Here is a 17242-nt window from a genome sequence, read left to right as displayed (position 1 = left end):
GCCGCCGAGTCTTCGGCGGCCGCGGCCCGGGACGCCCTATCCGACCGCCCCGCCACCGCCCTCTCACAGCAGCCCCGCTTCATAACTCAGGCGCTCGATCAGCGCGTCCGCGTCCACCGGCAGGCCGCGCGCGATGAACCAGCCCGCGACGTTGCGCACGTCGCGGGCGAGGAACTCCGCGCCCTGCGGGTTGGCGATCAGGTCCACGATCTGCGGCATGTCGATGATCACCAGCCGCCCCTCGTGGACCAGCGTGTTGTACGGCGACAGGTCGCCGTGCGCGATCTGGGTGCGGGCCAGCACGCTGAGTGCCTCGGTCATCTGCCGCCACAGGTCCTCGAGCCCGTCCCGGTCGGTGCGCACCTGGGCCAGCCGCGGCGCGGCCTCACCGGTCTCCCAGTCGCCGATGAACTCCAGCATCAGCTCGGTGCCGATGAGCTGCACCGGGTACGGCACCGAGATCGTGCCGCCCTCCTGGCCCACCTGCCAGAGCCGGGACAGCGCGCCGAACTCGGCCGCCGCCCACTGCCCCGCGATGAGCTCCTTGCCGAACGCGGTGCGGTTGGTCATCGCGCGCATCTCGCGGGACCGGCGGACCCGCCTGCCTTCGAGGTAGCCCGCGTCGCGGTGGAAGAGCCGGTGGTCGCCGTCGCGGTACCGCTTGGCCGCGATCATGCTGACCTGGTCGTTGCCGGGTACGGCGCGCCGGACCAGGAAGACATCCGCTTCCTTGCCGGTCTTGAGCATGCCCAGCTCGGTGTCCACGGCGCCGTGCTCCGTGCGGATCCAGTCGGGCCGGGGGTGCGGGCCGTGCAGGGCGCCGTCCCAGGTCGACCAGCGGTCGCCGGTCTCGGGCAGGTCGGGGTCCTCGGCCAGGGTGGGCTCGAGCTTGCCCCGCTTCAGGAAATTGGCGTCGTCGTCGTCGAACTTGCGGCGGCCGCGGCGCATGGTCGCCGGGCCGAAAGAGTCGTGCTCACGCACTGGAGGATCTCCTCGGAGAAGAAAGAAGGAACGGAAACCTGGGCATGGCGAAGGACAACGACAGCCATGAGGTCACCCCCTTCATTCCGAGAAAACCTGCGGATCACGTACGCGATGCACTCTCCCGGGCGTCACCCGGTCGGCGCAAGCTATTTATCGCGCGCCCATGACCGCGGAGAGCCCCTGGATCACGTTGCCGACCACGCGGGTCGGCGCGAACCGGTTGTCTATCCAGTCCCGGCCGCGGTGCAGCCACACGCTCGGTAGCCCCATCGCGGCGGCGCCGCCGATGTCCGCCTCCGGGCTGTCCCCGACGATCCAGGCACCGCCGAGGCGCATCCGGACCCGCTGGGCGGCCAGCGCGAAGATGCGCGGGTTGGGCTTGCTGACGCCGGCCTGCTCCGAGATGATCCAGTCCGCGATGTAGCGGTCCAGCCCGGTGCGCCGGATCCGGGTCTCCTGCTGTTCGTGCGGGCCGTTCGTGACCACCACCGGGACCCACCCCGCGTCCCCGGCGATCTGCAGCGCGCAGGCCACCAGGGGGTCGAGCCGCTCGTACGCCAGCGGGCCCTCGTGCAGCTCCTCGAGCAGGTCGATCGAGGGGACGTCGAGCTGGTAGCGGTCGCGGATCAGGTCGGCCAGGTCCCACCGGGAGGTCAGGCCGTCGGCATCCACCGACAGTAACCAGTTGAGGTCGTCGTGCGGTGCGGCGATCTCATCGAGGAAACCTTTCGCCCACAGTCGGAACGCACCGCTGCGGTCGAGCAGGGTGTCGTCCAGAGCTAGGAAGACGAGAGGCACCCGGGCACTGTACGTGAGTGAATGCTGGACCCGACAGTCCAACAGTGTTAACAACGGCCGGCCGGGATGACGGATTTGGCGCCATCCGAGGCCGGCCCTCCCACCCTGGCAAGCCGTACGTACGGATTGCAAGCGCCCGAACGGACGTGACACGATCGCAGCGTGCCCAGGGTAAGCCAGGATCAGCTCGATGCCCGCCGCCACGAGATCCTCGCGGCGGCGCGGGGGTGCTTCGCCCGTTTCGGTTACGAGGGCGCCACCGTGCGGCGTCTCGAGGAGGCCACCGGCCTTTCACGTGGCGCGATTTTCCATCACTTCCGGGACAAGGATTCGCTCTTCCTCGCGGTCGCGGAGGACGACGCCGCCGCGATGGTGGCGACGGTCCGCCGCAACGGCCTCGTCCAGGTCATGCGTGACCTGCTCGAGCAGGCCCGCACCAGCGACGGCGACACCGCCGGCTGGCTCGGCAGCCAGCTTGAGGTGTCCCGGCGGCTGCGGACCGACCCCGAGTTCGCCAAGCGCTGGGCCGAGCGCTCGGCCGCGATCGCCGAGGCCACCCGCGAGCGGCTGGAACGCCAGCACGAGGCGGGGGTGCTGCGCGACGACGTGGAGGTGGAGGTGCTCACCCAGTTCCTCGAACTGGCCTACGACGGCATGGTCCTGCACCTCGCGACCGGCCGCCCGGCGGGCGAGCTGAGCCGCGTCCTGGACGTCGTGGAGGAAGCTGTCCGCCGGCCGTGACCCGAACGTTGCGATGACCTGCACAATGAGGTCCAGCAACCGCACTAGCGCTCGGGAGGCCCGACATGAATTTCGCGGCGCAGGGTGACACCTGGGGTATCCCCGGACCGGCTTTCCTCGTCCTTTATTGCACCGTCATCGTCGCGACTGTGATCCTCTCGGCGATCCATCGGCGGGTCCAGTTCGCGGGCATCCCCGGCGCGTCGGTCGACCGGCTCGGACCGCAGCAGGTCGCCTATCTCAACGGCGGCGACCAGCTCGCCGTCTACGCCTCCCTGGGCGGCCTGCGCGGCGCCGGCGCCATCGCCGGCGGCCCCGACAAGACGCTCTACCAGTCCGGGCCGATGCCGGCCGGCGTCACCCCGCTGGACACCGCGATCTACAACGCGGCGGGCCGGCGCATCCGGTCCCGCGACCTCGCCGGCGACCAGTGGGTCGTCGCCGCGGTCCGGCAGCTGCGCGAGGGCCTGGAGGCCCAGGGCCTGGCGGTGGCCCCCGGCAAGGTGCAGACCGTGCGCCTGTGGTCCCTGGTCGGCCTGGCGCTGATCGTGGCCGGCGTGGGCCGGTTCGTCGACGGCATCCAGAACAACAAGCCCGTCGGCTTCCTGGTGCCGGCGGTCGGGGTCGCGGTCATTCTGACGATCTTCCTGCTGACCAGGAAGCGGCGAGCCACATACGCCGCCGCCAAGGGCCTGACCGCGCTGCGCAAGCAGCACGCCTACCTCGCACCGCAGCAGTCCCCGTCGTATGCGACCTACGGCGCGACAGGCGCGGCGATGGGCGTCGCGCTGTACGGCACGGCGGCGATCTACACCATGGACCCGGCCTTCGCCGCCGACGCGGAGATCCAGCGGCTCAGTTCCTCCGGCACCAGCAGCAGCGGCTCCGACGGCGGCGGCTCCTCCTGTAGCGGCGGCTCGTCGGACGGCGGAGGCGGAGGTGGAGGTGGGTGCGGCGGCGGAGGCGGGTGCGGCGGATGACCACCGGATACGGGGTGGGCATCGGCTGGCGCCCCGAGATCGGCGGCTTCGTCGCCCAGCTGCCCGGCCTGAGGTTCGCCGAGGTGGTGGCCGAGTCGGTGCCCGCGCACGGCGACCTGCCGGTGGGGCTGGGCGAGCTGCGCGACCGCGGCGTGGCCGTCGTGCCGCACGGGGTGCGGCTGTCGCTGGGCGGCGCGGAGCCGGTCGAGCCGGCCCGGGTCACCCACCTGGCGGCGGTCGCCGAACGGCTCGGCGCGCCGCTGGTCAGCGAGCACATCGCGTTCGTCCGGGCGGGCGGCGTGGAGGCCGGCCACCTGCTGCCGATCCCCCGCAGCCGCGAGGCGGTCGACGCGGTGGTCGCCAACGTCAAGCGCACCCAGGCCGAGCTGTCGGTGCCGATCGCCCTGGAACCGATCGCGGCCCTCTTCGACTGGCCGGACGACGAGCTGGACGAGGGCGCGTTCCTGACCGAGATCCTGGAGCGCACGGACGCCCTGCTGCTGCTGGATGTGGCGAACGTGTACGCGAACGCCCTCAACCGCGGCACGGACCCGCTGGCGCTGCTCGACCGGGTGCCGCTGGAGCGGATCGCCTACGTGCACGTGGCGGGCGGCGCCGAGCGCGACGGGGTCTACCACGACACGCACACCGACGCGGTGCCGCAGCCGGTGCTCGACCTGATCACCGAGCTGTGCGACCGGCACCGGCCGCCGGCCCTGATGCTGGAACGCGACGGCGACTATCCGGCGGCGGCGGAGCTGCGCGCCGAACTGGACGCGATCGCCGCCGCCTCCGGCTACCCGGTCGTGACGTGACGTCGCTGGCCCGGCGCCAGGCCGAGCTCGTGGCCGCGCTGACGGCCGGGGCCGCCGTACCCCCGGGCTTTGACGCCCGGCTCGTCGAGGCGGCCCGGGTCGCGCTGCTCAGAAAGCGGGCCGGGGAGGTCGCGCGGCAGTGGCCGGAGCTGGCGCATGCCCTCGGCGCCGGCTGGTTCCGGCAGTGGTCGGCGTGGGCCGCGACGCGGCCCACCCGGGGCTCCCTGCGCGACGGCTGGGACCTGGCCCGCGAGCTCGCCGCGCGGCAGGAACTGCCGGCCGAGGCCGGCGCGGAGCTCGCCGTCCGCGAGGCCGTCATGAGCTACGACGGGGAAGCACCCCCGCGAGCCCGCCGCATGCCGGCCGTGCGTGGCGCCGCCGGCGCGGTGGTGGTCCAGATAGCCGGCCGGGTACGCGTGCTGCGCCGCGGATAGGGACTGGTGCACTACGCGGGGCGCCCGGGGCCGTGGGAACGGTCGGCTCGCAGGGCCAGCTCCAGCTCGAAGCGCAGCCCCGGATCGCGCATCTGCTCGCCGAAGAGATCGGTCAGCTGGCGCAGGCGGTGGCGCACGGTCTGTGGGTGCAGGTGCAGGTGGGTGGCCACCTCGTTGGCGTTCCGGTTGAAGCTCAGCCACGCCAGCAGGGTCTCGGCGAGCAGCTGGCGCTTGTCCTCGCGCAACCCGGCGAGGGGCGCGAGGCGGCGCTTGGCGAGCACGCTGAGCAGCGCCTCGTCCTGGAAGACGGCGAGCGTGGCCAGGTGATCGCCGCACCAGATGATCGGCTGGCGCGGCAGGTGCCCCCGGTCCACCAGGTCCAGGGCCAGGCGGGCCCAGCGCAGCGACTTGCCGGCCTCGGCGGGCGCCACCGGCAGCCCCACCGCGGCGTGGTGCTGGGCCAGGCCGTTGACCAGCGCCCGCACCTGGGCCCGGCCCTCGGGGTCCGGCACGATCAGGTACGGCTCGACGTCGTCGCACGCGGAGAGGATCTCCGGTGCCAGCGGCGGCGGCTGGGCCAGCGGCCCGGAGGCGGCGACGACCACGACGGCGAGGCGGCGCGGCAGGTGCCAGTGTGCCGCGGCGGCCGCGGCGATCAGGGCCCGCTCGGAGGGCGGCGGGTCGGCGACGAGGAGCTCGAGCAGGTGGCGCCGGCGCCGGCCCAGCTCACCGGCCTGCTCCTCCAGCGCCTGCGCATAGCCCTCGGCCGAGGCCCGGGCGACCTCGTCGATGTTGTCGAAGATCGCCTCGGCCAGCCACGACACGGCGTTCGGCGGCAACCCCTGGCGTTCGGCGAACGCCCGTAGCCGCCGGCTGGCCACCCGCGCGCAGATCCGCACGGCGGCATGCAGCGCTTCCAGGCTGCGCCCCGCACGCATCTCCTCGGCGCCGACCAGGCGATAGACCTCCCGCCAGTCGATGCCGTTGCGCCCCAGGGCGCCGCGGCTGACGTGCAGGTCGACCAGTTCGAGGTAGCGGTGCAGCGCGAGGTCGACGCCCTGCCGCAACGCCTGGGCTTCCTGCTCGCTCACCGAGGCGTACTCGGGCACCTGGTCCTGGATCTCGCGGACCATCTCCGCGGCCGACCCGAGGACGTCCGCGTGCAGCAGCTCGACGGTCGCCGCCTCCGTCCGGTCCGCCGACCCGTTGATGCTCGTCGCGTCTCGCATGGTCATGCCGTGCTCCCCCGCGTGTCCGGCGATGACCGCGCCGATCGGAGCGGCCACTTTGCACTCACCGTTCGCTCTGACCGGTTCTACGGCCAGCTGCTTGGTTCCGTTCAAGGCGCCGACGGACGCGCATCGCGGTGACATCCTTCGCCATCGATACCAGCATGCCGGTTAGTACCACCGGAAGTGCCCGCCTCGTTAGCTTTCGTGCCTCCACCAGCCATCACGAGAAGCAGAGGTGATCCCATGCGCTTCCCCCTCCCTCGCGGCCGGACACGTGCCGGAGTCCTGCTCGCCGCCGCGCTGCTGGCCGCCGGCGGTGCGGCGGTCGCGGCCAGCCCCGCGGCGAACGCGGCGGCGTGCTCGGACGTCGACGTCGTCATCGCCCGGGGCACCAGCGAGCCCGGCGGGCTGGGGGTCATCGTCGGCGACCCGGTCTTCTCCGCGATCCAGCGCCGGGCGTCCGGCGCGACGCTGACCAGCCACGCGGTCGACTACCCCGCCAGCCTCAGCCCGACGTCGCCGACCGACGGCAACCGGGCGCTGGTCGACCACGTGACCAGCCAGGCGGAGGAGTGCCCCGACCAGCGGTTCGTCCTCGTCGGATACTCCCAGGGCGCCAACGTGGTGGGCAATTCGCTCGGCGTCAGCTCCCAGGGCGCGGCCGTCGGCGGGCCGGTCGTCGCCACCATTCCCACGGCGGTCCGGTCGCGGGTCGAGGCCGTGCTGGTGTTCGGCTACCCGTTGCGCAAGCTCGGTCGCGGCATCACCGGCGAGGTCGCGAACCGGACCCTGGACATCTGCGCCAACCGCGACACCGTCTGCGACCCCCGGGGCGCGAGCGTGCTGGCGCATCTGAGCTACGCCCGGGACGCCGGCGAGGCGGCCGAATTCGCCGTCGACCGGCTGTAGGGCACCACGTTTCCCCATGGGTCCGGCCGATGGCCGGGCCCACCGCCCTGTTCGGATCCGCCGGCTGCCGATTCTTGTCGGTGCCGGCCGGTACGGTCGCCGGCATGGATGGATCGGTTCTGGTCACCGGTGCCTCGCGGGGCCTCGGCGCGCACATCGCCCGCCGGCTCGCCGCCGACGGCCGGCCCGTCGCGGTCAACTACCTGCCCGACCGTGCGGAGGCCGAGCGCGTCGTCGCCGGCATCGAGGCCGCCGGTGGCCGCGCGGCCGCGTTCCGGGCCGACGTCACCGACGAGGCCGACGTCACCGCCCTGGTCGCCGCGGTCGAGTCGCAGCTCGGTCCGATCGCGGTGCTGGTGCCCAACGCCACCGGTCCGCAGCCGATGATCGACGCGGTCGACGTCACCTGGCGGGACCACCTCCAGCAGCTCACCTTCTTCGTGAAGAGCCCCACCCTGCTGATGCAGGCGGTGGCGCCGGGCATGCGCACGCGCGGCGGCGGCCGGATCATCCAGATCGGATCGGACGTCTTCGAGCGCGCCGCGCCCGGCATGTCGGCCTACAGCGCGGCCAAGGGCGCGCAGCTCTCGCTGACCCGCGCCTGGGCCCGCGAGCTGGGGCCGTGGGGCATCACCGTCAACGTGGTCGCACCCGGCTGGATCCCGGTGGAACGGCACGCGGAGATCGACCCACGGATCGTGGACGAATACCGGCGGGAGGTCCCGCTCGGCCGGATGGGCACGCCGGCCGAGATCGCCGACGTGGTCGCGTTCCTGGCCTCGGAGGCGGCCCGCTTCATCACCGGCGAGCGCATCACGGTCAACGGGGGTCACACCATGGACTGAGCCGCCGAGCCCCTCTTCACGTACGGTCGCTGTCATGAGGTTTCCCGATACCGGCCCGGTCCGGGGCTGACCGTGGAGGTGCTGCGCACCCGCCGGCTGGCGTTGCGGGCCTGGACCGACGACGACCTCGCCGCATACTTCGACCTGTATTCGCGCTGGGCGGTCATGCGCTGGCTCGGCCCGCACCCACGGCGGGTCATCGCAGACCTCGACCAGGCGCGGGGACGGCTGCACCGCCTGCGGTCGCGGCATGCGGCCGTGCGGCCACCGCTCGGATTGTGGGCGATCGTGCCGCACGAGCACGGGACGCCGGTGGGCACCGTGCTGCTGTTGCCGCTGCACGACGCGGACGGGCCCACCGACGAGGTCGAGGTCGGCTGGCACCTGCACCCCGGCTGGCAGGGCCGCGGGCTGGTGACCGAGGCCGCCGGAGCCCTGCTGGGCATCGCGGCGCTGCCGCGCGTGCTGGCACTGACCGACCCCGACAACGAACGCTCGCAGGCGGTGGCGGGCCGCCTCGGCATGGCCGACGAGGGCCTGACGGACCGCTGGTTCGGCATGACCACCCGCCAGTTCGCCGTCTGACAGCCCACCGCCGAGGCCTCCGCCGGCGCCGGCCCAGGTCCTCGGCCCGGCGCCGCCGGGGCCAGGTCTCGGCCCAAGGCCGCCAGGCCACGTCTCGGCCCCGGGCCGCCAGGCCACGTCTCGGCCCAGGGCCGCCAGGCCACGTCTCGGCCCCGGGCCGCCGGGCTGGTGGGACCTGGCCTCAGCCCAGGGCCGCCGGGGCCTGGTCGATGAAGCCCAGGACCGTGCGGATCCGGCCGTCCGGGCCCAGCTCCGCCACGTCGAAGCCGACCACGATCGGCTCCTGCCCCGCCGGCCCCAGATGCCAGGTGAAGCGCACTTGCTCGTGGTGGGCGTCCACCGGGCCGCCCGGCGTGAAGACCAGCCCCGGGAACTGGTCCCGCACCGCGCCGATGAGGCCGTCCAGCGCGGCGTGGCCCTCCACCGCCGCCAGCGGGTCGACGTAGCGGACGTCGACGGTGAAGACGTCCTCGACGGCGGCGCGGCGGCGGTCCGGGTCCGTCTCGTTCCAGGCGGCCAGGTAGCGCTGCACCACGGTGTCGAAGTCACTCATGTCGGTTCCTCTCGTCAGGTTGTGTTGTTGCCGGGACCACCGTCACCCGGCGCGGGTAGCCCGGTCGATTACCTCGCGGGTAATCGGTGGGCCGCGACCGACTCCCTACGATCGGGGCATGAGCGACGTGGGCGTGCTGCTGCGCGAATGGCGGGGGAATCGGCGGCTGAGCCAGCTCGAGCTCGCCGGCCAGGCCGGGGTGTCCACCCGGCATCTGTCGTTCGTGGAGACGGGCCGGGCCCAGCCGACGAGGGAGATGATCCTGCGGTTGGCCGAGGGGCTGGCCGTACCGTTGCGCGCCCGCAATGCGCTGCTGCTGGCCGGCGGTTTCGCACCGGCCTATCCCGAAGGGGATCTCGGCGGCCCGGGCCTGGCCGCCGTGCTGGCGTCGCTGCGCGCCGTGCTGGCCGGGCACGAGCCGTATCCGGCGATCCTGATCGACCGGCACTGGACCCTGGTCGACGGCAACGCGGCAGTGCCGCTGCTGACCGCCGGTGCGGCGCCGGAGCTGCTGGAACCGCCGGTGAACGTGCTGCGGCTGTCGCTGCACCCGGACGGCGTGGCGCCGCGGATCCGGAATCTGCCCGAGTGGCGCGCCCACGTCCTGCACCGGCTGGACCGCCAGGCGCTGGCGACCGGCGATCCGGTGCTGCGGTCGCTGCATGACGAACTACTCGCGCTGCCCGGCGGCCGGGCCACCGCGCGGCCGGACGGTCTGGTCGTGCCGCTGCGGTACGCCGTCGACGGCCGGGAGCTGTCCTTCTTCAGCGTCACCTCGGTGCTCGGCACCCCGCTCGACGTCACCCTCGACGAGCTGGCCATCGAGTCGTTCCTGCCGGCGGACGCGGCCACCGCCGCCTTCCTGCACGGCCGCTGACAGCGCCGCCGGCGCGCGGGTGGCAAGATCGGCGGTATGGATCTCGGCCTCGCTGACCGCGTGTACGTCCTCACCGGCGCCTCGAAGGGCCTCGGCTTCGCCACCGCGCAGGCGCTGGTGGCCGACGGCGCCAAGGTCGTCGTCTCCGCCCGCTCGCAGGCCGCGGTCGACGCCGCCGTCGCCCGGCTCGGCGCAGGCGCGGCCGGGCTGGCCGCGGATCTCACCGATCCCGGCACGCCGGAGCTGCTGATCCGCACCGCCCGGGAGCGCTTCGGCCGGCTCGACGGCGCGCTGATCTCGGTGGGCGGCCCGGTCCGCGGCACGGCCGCGGAGATGACCGACGACCAGTGGCGCGGGGGCCTTCGAGACGGTCTTTCTGGGCACGGTACGGGCGGCGCGCACGATCGCGGCCGAGCTGACCGCAGGCGGCGCGATCGCCCTGGTGCTGTCCACGTCGGCGCGCACGCCCATCGCCGGCCTCGGCCTGTCGAACGGCTTGCGGCCGGGGCTGGCCGGAGCCGCGAAGGACATGGCCGACCAGTACGGCCCGCGCGGCGTCCGCGTGGTGAGCCTGCTGCCGGGGCGGCTGCTGACAGACCGGAACAAGGAACTGTTCGACGCGGCCGACGACGCCGACGCGGCGGCCGCTGAGGCGGCGGCGGCCATCCCGCTCGGCCGGCTGGGCGAGCCCGGCGAGTTCGGGCGGGTGGCGGCCTTCGTGCTCTCCCCGGCGGCGAGCTACCTGACCGGCCTGACCATCCCGGTCGACGGCGGTGCGCTGCGGACGCTGTGAGCCCGGCAGAGCCGGTCGTCTTCCGGCTCAGCCGGTGGCGGCTGTGGCTCGGCGTCGCGATGATCGTCGCGCCCGTGATCCTGCTGATCCGCGGCCTGGCCATGGTCGCGGTGGTGGCGGCCGGCATCCCGCTGGACCTGTCGGACTACGTCGAGGCCGTGCTGGTCACCGTCGCGACTGCGGCGGCCGCCGGGGGTGGGGCCGTGCTCGGTGCGAGGCCCCAGCCCAGCTGGGTGCGTACCTCGGCGGCCGGCCTGGAGTTCGCCATGTCCCGGCACCGGGCGGTGTTCCTGCCCTGGGCGGGGGTCGGGGCCGTCCGGTTGCGCTTCGTCGGCCCCCTCACCCAACTGGTCGTAACCCCCGCCGACCTGAACGCCGTGTGGCTCGCCTCCGGGCCCGGCCGGACGCAACGGCTGCGCCGCGGCGCCTTCTTCGTCGACCTGGGCATGATCGACGCCCGGCCCGGCGGCCCTGCTCGCCGAGGTGAACCGGCGCCGGTCCACCTCGGCGAGCCTTCCCGCGCCTCCGTGATCGACTCGGCTGCCGGTCGATACGCTTGCCCGCCGCCGGTCGATACGCTGCCGGCTGCCGGTCGATACGCTCGCCCGCCGCCGGTCGATACGCTGCCGGTTGCCGGTCGATACGCTTGGTGGATGCTGTCCGCCGCGCCGCCGCCCGCGTACCGGTCGCCGACGCCCGACGAGGTCGCCGCCGCCGCGGACCGCATCATCGACGACCTGGTCGGCCCCGGCCTGCGGGTGATGTTCTCCGGCATCAACCCGAGCCTGTATTCGGCCGCGACCGGCCACCACTTCGCCCGGCCGGGAAACCGGTTCTGGCCCGCGCTGCACCGGGCCGGTTTCACACCCACCCTGCTGCATCCGTCGCAGCAGGGGACGCTGCCGGAGCTGGGCCTGGGCATCACCAACGTGGTCGCCCGGGCGACCGCGCGGGCCGACGAGCTCTCCCCCGCGGAGCTCGTCGACGGCGGCCGGCTGCTGGCGAAGCTGATGGCGACCTGGCAGCCGCGGTGTCTCGCCGTGCTCGGTGTGACCGCCTACCGCGCCGCCTTCGGCCGGCCGAAGGCCCGGATGGGGATGCAGGAGGAGACGATCGGCGGGGTGCCGGTGTGGGTGCTGCCGAATCCGAGCGGCCTGAACGCGCACTACACCGTGGACACGCTGGCGGCGTCATACGCGGGCCTGCGGGAGGCGGCGGAGCGGTGACACCCGAGGCCGACTGCTGGCTGCATCCCGGTGTCGAGGTGCGCGACTCACCGATCGAGGGCCGGGGGCTGTTCGCCCGGCAGCCGATCGCGGCGGGCACGGTCGTTTCCCGGCTCGGCGGCCGGCTGGTGTCGTGGGCGGAACTGCGCCGGCTCATCGCCGACCCGGAGCAGCCGTACGTCGACACGATCACCGTGAGCGAGACCGAGCATCTCGTCCTGCCGCCGCGCCGCCCCAACGGTTACGGCAATCACGGCTGTGATCCGAATCTGTGGTGGGTCGGGCCGTACGAGTTGGCGGCCCGGCGCGCGATCGCGGTGGGTGAGGAGCTGACGAACGACTACGCCACGAGCACCGCGGAGCCGGCCTTCACGATGGATTGCACCTGCGGCTCGGCGCTGTGCCGTGGCACGGTGACCGGTGCCGACTGGCGCCGCGCTGACCTGCGGATCCGCTACGGCGAGCACTGGATCCCGATGCTGCTCGCCCGGATCGCCGGCCGGACCGACCCAGCCGAAAGTCAGGCCAGCGGGGGCACTGACCCGACTTCCGGTGGCATCGGGGTGCCTCCCCAGGCCCCCACCTCAATGACGTAGCTCGACCCCATTACGTTGCATCGCCCGGGAAAATCTCTAGCCCGGAGCGCCCGGCGCGTCACTCCGGTTCTGCCGACCGGCGTACGGTCGGCGCGTGCTGACAGCCGGAGTTGACCTCGCCGCCGATCCGGCCGGGACCGCGGTCGCCGCCATCGCCTGGTCCGCCACGAGTGCGACGGTGCGTCTGGTGGCCGTGCCCGCGGATGACGACATGATCGTCGCCCTGACCGGGGAAGCCGTGAAGATCGGCGTCGACTGCCCGCTGGGCTGGCCGGACGACTTCGTGACCTTCGTCAGCGCCCACCGGGCCGGCGTGGTGCCGGTCCCCGAGGGAGTGGACGCCCGGCAATGGCGGCGCCGGCTGGCCTGGCGGCACACCGACGAGGTGGCCCGCCGGCTGACCGGGCTGGTGCCGCTGAGCGTGTCCGCGGACCGGATCGGGCACACGGCGATGCGCTGCGCCGCGCTGCAGACCCGGCTGGCTCAAGCCGGGCGCAGCGTCGATCGCAGCGGTTCCGGCACGGTCGTGGAGGTCTATCCCGCCGCGTCCCTGAAGGTGTGGGGCCTGCCCTGGCGTGGCTACAAGACCACCAGGAACCAGGAGACGCTGGGGATCGTCGTCGACCGCCTCCACCAGGCCGCACCCTGGCTCGACCTGGGCGAGCACGAAGAGCTGTGCCGGCGCAGCGACCACGCACTCGACGCGGTAGTGGCGGCGTTGACCGCCCGGGCCGCCGTACGCGATCAGGTCTGCCGCCCCGACGAGCGGGAGTTGCCCGCCGCCCGGACCGAGGGCTGGATCGCGATTCCCACCGCGGCGCTGGCCGACCTGCCGGGATAGCACGGCCGGAACACAAGATCTGCCACCGACCTGCCGGGACAGCGCAGCCGGAACACAAGATCTGCCACCGGCGGCCACGCCGACCTGCGCTGGACCGACCCGAAGACCATCCTCGACGCGGGCATCGCGCCCTGGATGGACCTCCCGATCTGGCTGGTCCCCGGCTACGGATAAAGCGGGTGCGCGGCACCGGCCGGATGCCTAGGGTGAGCGCCGATGACGCTTTCACATGACGTGGCCGGCGACGGCCCCACGGTGGTCCTGCTGCATTCGACGGTGTGCGACCGGCGCATGTGGGATCCGCAGGTCCCGGTGCTGGCCGCGGCCGGCTACCGGGTGGTCCGATGCGACTTTCGGGGCTTCGGTGACTCGCCGGTGCCGGACCGGCCGTCCAGCGATGCCGACGACGTCGTCGAGCTGATGGATTCGCTCGGTGCGGAGCAGGTCGCGCTGGTCGGGGCGTCCGGCGGGGGCCGGGTCGCGCTGGAGATCGCCGCCGGCCGGCCGCAGCGGGTGACCGCTCTCGCGCTGCTGTGCACGGCGCGGTCGGGGCACCAGCCCGGCGCCGAGCTGCGGGCCTTCGGCGACCGCGAAGACGCGCTGTTCGCCGATGGTGACGTCGCCGCGGCGACCGAGCTCAATGTGGACATGTGGGTCGGCCCCGCGGCGGGCCAGGCCGCCCGCGAGCAGGTGCGCCGGATGCAGCGGCACGCCTTTGACGTGCAACTGGCGGCCGAGGAATTTCCGCCGCTGCGGACCGAGCCGGATCTGGGTGCCATCACCGCCCGGACGCTGCTCGTCTCCGGCGCCCACGACGTGATCGACTTCCGGGAGATCGCCGTCGAGCTGGCGGACCGGATCACCGGGGCCCGCCACGTCGAGCTGGACTGGGCGGGGCACCTGCCCAGCCTCGAACGGCCCGACGCGGTGAACCCGCTCCTGCTCGACTTTCTGCGCGGCGCCTGATCCCGGTCGGTCAGGGCTCGATCGGGTGCGGAACCGGGACGACAACCTGCTCGGTGTGCTCCGCAAACGGCAGGGCCGGGCTGTCGCCCACCGCGAACTGGGTGCTGTATAGCTCCGCATAGAGCCCACCGGCGGCGACCAGCTCGCTGTGCTTGCCGCGCTCCACGATGCGGCCCTCGTCCAGGACCAGGATCTGGTCGGCGTCGCGAACCGTGGACAGGCGGTGGGCGATGACCAGCGCCGTCCGGCCCTCCAGCGCCACGGTCAGGGCCCGCTGCACGGCGGCCTCGGACTCGCTGTCGAGGTGCGCCGTCGCCTCGTCCAATATCACGATCGACGGGCGCTTGAGCAGCAGCCGGGCGATCGCGATGCGCTGCTTCTCGCCGCCGGAGAACCGGTAGCCGCGTTCGCCGACGACCGTCTCCAGCCCGTCGGGCAGCGAGCGGACCAGCTCGCCGACCTGGGCGGCGCGCAACGCCTCCCACATCTGCTCCTCGGTCGCCCCGGGGCGGGCATACCGCAGGTTTTCCGCGATCGTCTCGTGGAACAGGTGGGAATCCTGGGTGACGACGCCGATGGTGTCGCGCAACGACTCCAGGGTCGCGTCGCGCACGTCGACGCCGCCGACGCGGACCGCGCCCTCGGTCACGTCGTAGACCCGGGAGACCAACATGGACGTGGTCGACTTGCCGGCGCCGGACGGGCCGACCAGCGCCACCAACTGCCCGGGCTCGACGGTGAAGTCGACGCCGCGCAGCACCGGCGCGTTCTCCGTGCGGTCGAGGGCGACCACGTCCTCCAGCGTCGCGAGGGACACCTCGTCGGCGCTCGGGTAGCGGAAGTGCACGTCGCGGAACTCGAGCCGGCCCGCGCCGGGCGGGATCGTGACGGCCGCTGGCTTCTCCTCGATGCCCGGCTTCAGGTCGAGGACCTCGAAGACCCGGTCGAAGGAGACCAGCGCGCTCATCACGTCGACCCGCACGTTGCTCAGCGCGGTGAGCGGGCCGTAGAGGCGGGTGAGCAGCAGCGCCAGGGTGACGACAGTGCCGGCGGTGACGCTGCCGGTGACCGCGAGCCAGCCGCCGAGCCCGTACGTCAGGGCCTGCGCCAGCGAGGCGACCAGCAGCATGGCGACGAAGAAGGTGCGGGAGAACATGGCCTGCTGCACGCCGATGTCGCGGACCCGCTGCGCGCGCCCACCGAAATGGGCAGCCTCGATGTCGGGCCGGCCGAAGAGCTTGACCAGCAGGGCACCGGAGACGTTGAAGCGCTCGGTCATGGTCGCGTTCATCTTCGCGTCGAGGTTGTATGACTCGCGGGTGATCTCGGCGAGCTTCTTGCCGACCCGGCGCGCGGGGATGATGAAGACCGGCAGCATCACCAGCGACAACGCGGTGATCTGCCAGGAGAGGCTGAACATCACGGCCGCGGTCAGCACCAGCTGGATCACGTTGCTGACCACGCCGGACAGGGTGGAGGTGAAGGCCCGCTGGGCGCCGGTGACGTCGTTGTTGAGCCGGCTGACCAGCGCGCCGGTCTGCGTCCGGGTGAAGAACTGCAGCGGCATGCGCTGGACGTGGTCGTAGACCCTGGTGCGCAGGTCGAGGATGATCCCCTCGCCGATGCGGGCCGAATACCACCGCTGGGCGAGCGACAGGAAGGCGTCGACGACCGCCAGGCCGGCGATCATGAAGGCGAGCCTGATGACCGTCGCGGCGGCGTCGGAACCGCCGGCCGTGATCGCGTTGATCACGTGACCGGCGAGCACCGGAGAGGCCACCCCGATGCCGGCGGCGAACACCACAGTGATCAGGAAGACGATGATGTCGCGCCGGTAGGGCCGGGCGAAGCGCAGGATCCGTTTTGTCGTGCCCCGGCTGAGCCGGTGCTGCGAGACGCGCTCGGAATTCTGGATCGAGCGCAGCATCATCCAGCTGGAACCGCTGGAGTTCGGGCCCATGCGTCACCTCCCGGGCGTCTGTGGCAGGGCACAGTCTGCCCGCTGGGTATGACAACCCGAGAGGTAACCGGTTTCTTCCTGATCGGTCCTTACTCGGCGCCGACGAGGTCGCGCAGGCGACGGGTCTGCGCCTCCCGCTCGGCCCGGTCCTGCTCGGCGTACGAGCGGTTTGTCGCGCCGGAGAGCAGCGCCTTGACCTCGGCGACGGCGCCCCGGTCGGCGGCCAGTACGGCCGCGGCCAGGTCGGAGACCGCGCCGGACAGGTCGGCGCCGGGCACGACGGCAGTAGCCAGACCGATCTGGTCCGCCTCCTGTGCCGCGATCCGCCGGCCGGTGACGCAGATCTCCAGCGCCCGGGACGGCCCGACGAGCTCGGTCAGCCGCTTGGTGCCGCCGAGATCCGGCACGAGACCAAGGGTCACTTCGGCCATCGAAAAACGGGCGTCGTCGGCGAGCACCCGGAAGTCGCAGTTCAGCGCGAGCTGAAATCCGGCCCCGATCGCGTGGCCCTGCACGGCCGCGATGGTGACCAGCGAGGGTCGGCGTAACCAGGTGAACGCTTCCTGGAAGCCCGCAATCCGTTCCGCGCACTCGTCCGCGGACAGCTTGGCCAACTCCGGCAGCGAAGAATCGCCGCCACCACGGGCAACCGACAAGTCGAGGCCCGCGGAAAAGGCCCGCCCTTCTCCCCGGACAATGACGACTCGCACGTCTCCCGGTAATTTCCGGGAAATGTTGCCGAGCTCGGACCACATGGCCGGAGTCTGTGCATTGAGCACATCGGGCCGGCACAACGTCACCGTCGCGACCGGCCCGTCCTGGTCATACCGAACACCTGCTTCGGCCCCGGGGGATGCGCTGGTCGTCACGCCTTCTTACGACGGCGGGCGCCGCCGCGCTGGCGAAGCTGAACACCCGACTCGGTAAGCACCCGGTGCACGAATCCGTAGGACCGCCCGGTGGAGGCGGCCAGCGCCCGAATGCTCTCTCCGGAGGTGTAACGCTTCACCAGGTCTTTGGCGAGCGTCTGGCGCTCGCTTCCGACGATTCGGCGACCCTTCTCAGTGCTGGTGGCTGTGCCCGTGGCTGCCATGTTGAATCCTCACG

Annotated in this window: 19 protein-coding genes and 1 pseudogene; 13 read left to right on the top strand and 7 right to left on the bottom strand. The window is 72.8% G+C overall.

Annotated elements, in window-relative coordinates:
* Window positions 1-63: 63 nt before the first annotated feature.
* Window positions 64-981, bottom strand: coding sequence for a serine protein kinase RIO (locus DMB66_RS05930; protein WP_370318338.1), 918 nt, complete (start codon window positions 979-981; stop codon window positions 64-66).
* 153 nt (window positions 982-1134) lie between these two features.
* Window positions 1135-1782 (bottom strand): HAD family hydrolase, encoded by a 648-nt coding sequence (locus DMB66_RS05925; RefSeq protein WP_125802986.1) that lies wholly within the window; start codon window positions 1780-1782, stop codon window positions 1135-1137.
* A gap of 162 nt (window positions 1783-1944) precedes the next feature.
* Here DMB66_RS05925 and DMB66_RS05920 point away from each other — a divergent pair, with 162 nt between their 5' ends.
* The 4 genes from DMB66_RS05920 to DMB66_RS05905 all read left to right on the top strand — a co-directional run bounded on the left by DMB66_RS05920 (window position 1945) and on the right by DMB66_RS05905 (window position 4752).
* On the top strand, window positions 1945-2523 hold the full coding sequence (locus tag DMB66_RS05920) for a TetR/AcrR family transcriptional regulator (protein ID WP_125802985.1): 579 nt from the start codon (window positions 1945-1947) through the stop codon (window positions 2521-2523).
* Between the two features lie 65 nt (window positions 2524-2588).
* Window positions 2589-3503 carry a TIGR04222 domain-containing membrane protein gene (locus DMB66_RS05915; RefSeq protein ID WP_125802984.1) on the top strand — a complete coding sequence of 305 codons (915 nt, stop codon included), beginning with the start codon at window positions 2589-2591 and terminating at the stop codon, window positions 3501-3503.
* Window positions 3500-4318 carry a DUF692 domain-containing protein gene (locus tag DMB66_RS05910; protein WP_125802983.1) on the top strand — a complete coding sequence of 273 codons (819 nt, stop codon included), beginning with the start codon at window positions 3500-3502 and terminating at the stop codon, window positions 4316-4318. The genes DMB66_RS05915 and DMB66_RS05910 overlap by 4 nt, the downstream gene beginning before the upstream one ends.
* Window positions 4315-4752: a hypothetical protein gene (locus tag DMB66_RS05905; protein WP_125802982.1), complete on the top strand. Its 438-nt coding sequence runs from the start codon at window positions 4315-4317 to the stop codon at window positions 4750-4752. Before DMB66_RS05910 ends, DMB66_RS05905 begins: the two co-directional genes overlap by 4 nt.
* Before the next feature lie 11 nt (window positions 4753-4763).
* Here the strand turns inward: DMB66_RS05905 and DMB66_RS05900 are convergent, their stop codons facing one another.
* Window positions 4764-6038, bottom strand: coding sequence for a CdaR family transcriptional regulator (locus DMB66_RS05900; RefSeq protein ID WP_125802981.1), 1275 nt, complete (start codon window positions 6036-6038; stop codon window positions 4764-4766).
* A 189-nt stretch (window positions 6039-6227) separates the two neighbouring features.
* Here DMB66_RS05900 and DMB66_RS05895 point away from each other — a divergent pair, with 189 nt between their 5' ends.
* From DMB66_RS05895 to DMB66_RS05885, 3 genes are all read left to right on the top strand, one after another.
* On the top strand, window positions 6228-6893 hold the full coding sequence (locus DMB66_RS05895) for a cutinase family protein (RefSeq protein WP_125802980.1): 666 nt from the start codon (window positions 6228-6230) through the stop codon (window positions 6891-6893).
* 104 nt (window positions 6894-6997) lie between these two features.
* The gene (locus DMB66_RS05890; RefSeq protein WP_125802979.1) at window positions 6998-7738 is read left to right on the top strand and encodes an SDR family oxidoreductase; all 741 of its coding nucleotides are present in this window, start codon (window positions 6998-7000) and stop codon (window positions 7736-7738) included.
* Between the two features lie 72 nt (window positions 7739-7810).
* Window positions 7811-8323, top strand: coding sequence for a GNAT family N-acetyltransferase (locus DMB66_RS05885; RefSeq protein ID WP_125802978.1), 513 nt, complete (start codon window positions 7811-7813; stop codon window positions 8321-8323).
* Between the two features lie 181 nt (window positions 8324-8504).
* On the opposite strand, the gene DMB66_RS05880 is transcribed toward DMB66_RS05885, so the two are convergent.
* Complete coding sequence (locus tag DMB66_RS05880) at window positions 8505-8876, bottom strand: nuclear transport factor 2 family protein (protein ID WP_125802977.1); 372 nt, start codon at window positions 8874-8876, stop codon at window positions 8505-8507.
* Between the two features lie 118 nt (window positions 8877-8994).
* On the opposite strand from DMB66_RS05880, the gene DMB66_RS05875 reads away from it, so the two are divergent.
* From DMB66_RS05875 to DMB66_RS05845, 6 genes and pseudogenes are all read left to right on the top strand, one after another.
* Window positions 8995-9753, top strand: coding sequence for a helix-turn-helix domain-containing protein (locus tag DMB66_RS05875; protein ID WP_125802976.1), 759 nt, complete (start codon window positions 8995-8997; stop codon window positions 9751-9753).
* Window positions 9754-9789: 36 nt separating this feature from the next.
* Window positions 9790-10546, top strand: a pseudogene (locus tag DMB66_RS05870) (SDR family oxidoreductase).
* 653 nt (window positions 10547-11199) lie between these two features.
* On the top strand, window positions 11200-11772 hold the full coding sequence (gene mug, locus DMB66_RS05865; RefSeq protein ID WP_125803156.1) for a G/U mismatch-specific DNA glycosylase: 573 nt from the start codon (window positions 11200-11202) through the stop codon (window positions 11770-11772).
* Window positions 11769-12368, top strand: a complete 600-nt coding sequence (locus tag DMB66_RS05860) for an SET domain-containing protein (protein WP_125802975.1) — start codon at window positions 11769-11771, stop codon at window positions 12366-12368. Before mug ends, DMB66_RS05860 begins: the two co-directional genes overlap by 4 nt.
* Before the next feature lie 94 nt (window positions 12369-12462).
* Complete coding sequence (locus tag DMB66_RS05855; RefSeq protein ID WP_125802974.1) at window positions 12463-13209, top strand: DUF429 domain-containing protein; 747 nt, start codon at window positions 12463-12465, stop codon at window positions 13207-13209.
* A gap of 216 nt (window positions 13210-13425) precedes the next feature.
* Window positions 13426-14175 carry an alpha/beta fold hydrolase gene (locus tag DMB66_RS05845; protein WP_125802973.1) on the top strand — a complete coding sequence of 250 codons (750 nt, stop codon included), beginning with the start codon at window positions 13426-13428 and terminating at the stop codon, window positions 14173-14175.
* A gap of 10 nt (window positions 14176-14185) precedes the next feature.
* Here the strand turns inward: DMB66_RS05845 and DMB66_RS05840 are convergent, their stop codons facing one another.
* The 3 genes from DMB66_RS05840 to DMB66_RS05830 all read right to left on the bottom strand — a co-directional run bounded on the left by DMB66_RS05840 (window position 14186) and on the right by DMB66_RS05830 (window position 17228).
* Window positions 14186-16135 (bottom strand): ABC transporter ATP-binding protein, encoded by a 1950-nt coding sequence (locus DMB66_RS05840; protein WP_125802972.1) that lies wholly within the window; start codon window positions 16133-16135, stop codon window positions 14186-14188.
* A gap of 89 nt (window positions 16136-16224) precedes the next feature.
* Entirely contained in the window at window positions 16225-17004 is a 780-nt protein-coding gene (locus DMB66_RS05835) for an enoyl-CoA hydratase/isomerase family protein (protein ID WP_125802971.1), read from the bottom strand.
* On the bottom strand, window positions 17001-17228 hold the full coding sequence (locus DMB66_RS05830) for a helix-turn-helix domain-containing protein (RefSeq protein ID WP_015620263.1): 228 nt from the start codon (window positions 17226-17228) through the stop codon (window positions 17001-17003). Before DMB66_RS05830 ends, DMB66_RS05835 begins: the two co-directional genes overlap by 4 nt.
* Window positions 17229-17242: the final 14 nt, after the last annotated feature.

This window comes from Actinoplanes sp. ATCC 53533, assembly GCF_003947245.1.
The sequence above is the reverse complement of the archived record's forward strand: the minus strand, read 5'-3'. Positions and strand labels throughout refer to the sequence as shown.

Coding starts and splice junctions, on each gene's coding strand:
- DMB66_RS05915 (WP_125802984.1), top strand. CDS start 2,589: ATGAATTTCGCGGCGCAGGGTGACACCTGGGGTATCCCCGGACCGGCT.
- DMB66_RS05910 (WP_125802983.1), top strand. CDS start 3,500: ATGACCACCGGATACGGGGTGGGCATCGGCTGGCGCCCCGAGATCGGC.
- DMB66_RS05895 (WP_125802980.1), top strand. CDS start 6,228: ATGCGCTTCCCCCTCCCTCGCGGCCGGACACGTGCCGGAGTCCTGCTC.
- DMB66_RS05890 (WP_125802979.1), top strand. CDS start 6,998: ATGGATGGATCGGTTCTGGTCACCGGTGCCTCGCGGGGCCTCGGCGCG.
- DMB66_RS05880 (WP_125802977.1), bottom strand. CDS start 8,876: ATGAGTGACTTCGACACCGTGGTGCAGCGCTACCTGGCCGCCTGGAAC.
- DMB66_RS05875 (WP_125802976.1), top strand. CDS start 8,995: ATGAGCGACGTGGGCGTGCTGCTGCGCGAATGGCGGGGGAATCGGCGG.
- mug (WP_125803156.1), top strand. CDS start 11,200: ATGCTGTCCGCCGCGCCGCCGCCCGCGTACCGGTCGCCGACGCCCGAC.
- DMB66_RS05845 (WP_125802973.1), top strand. CDS start 13,426: ATGACGCTTTCACATGACGTGGCCGGCGACGGCCCCACGGTGGTCCTG.
- DMB66_RS05840 (WP_125802972.1), bottom strand. CDS start 16,135: ATGGGCCCGAACTCCAGCGGTTCCAGCTGGATGATGCTGCGCTCGATC.
- DMB66_RS05830 (WP_015620263.1), bottom strand. CDS start 17,228: ATGGCAGCCACGGGCACAGCCACCAGCACTGAGAAGGGTCGCCGAATC.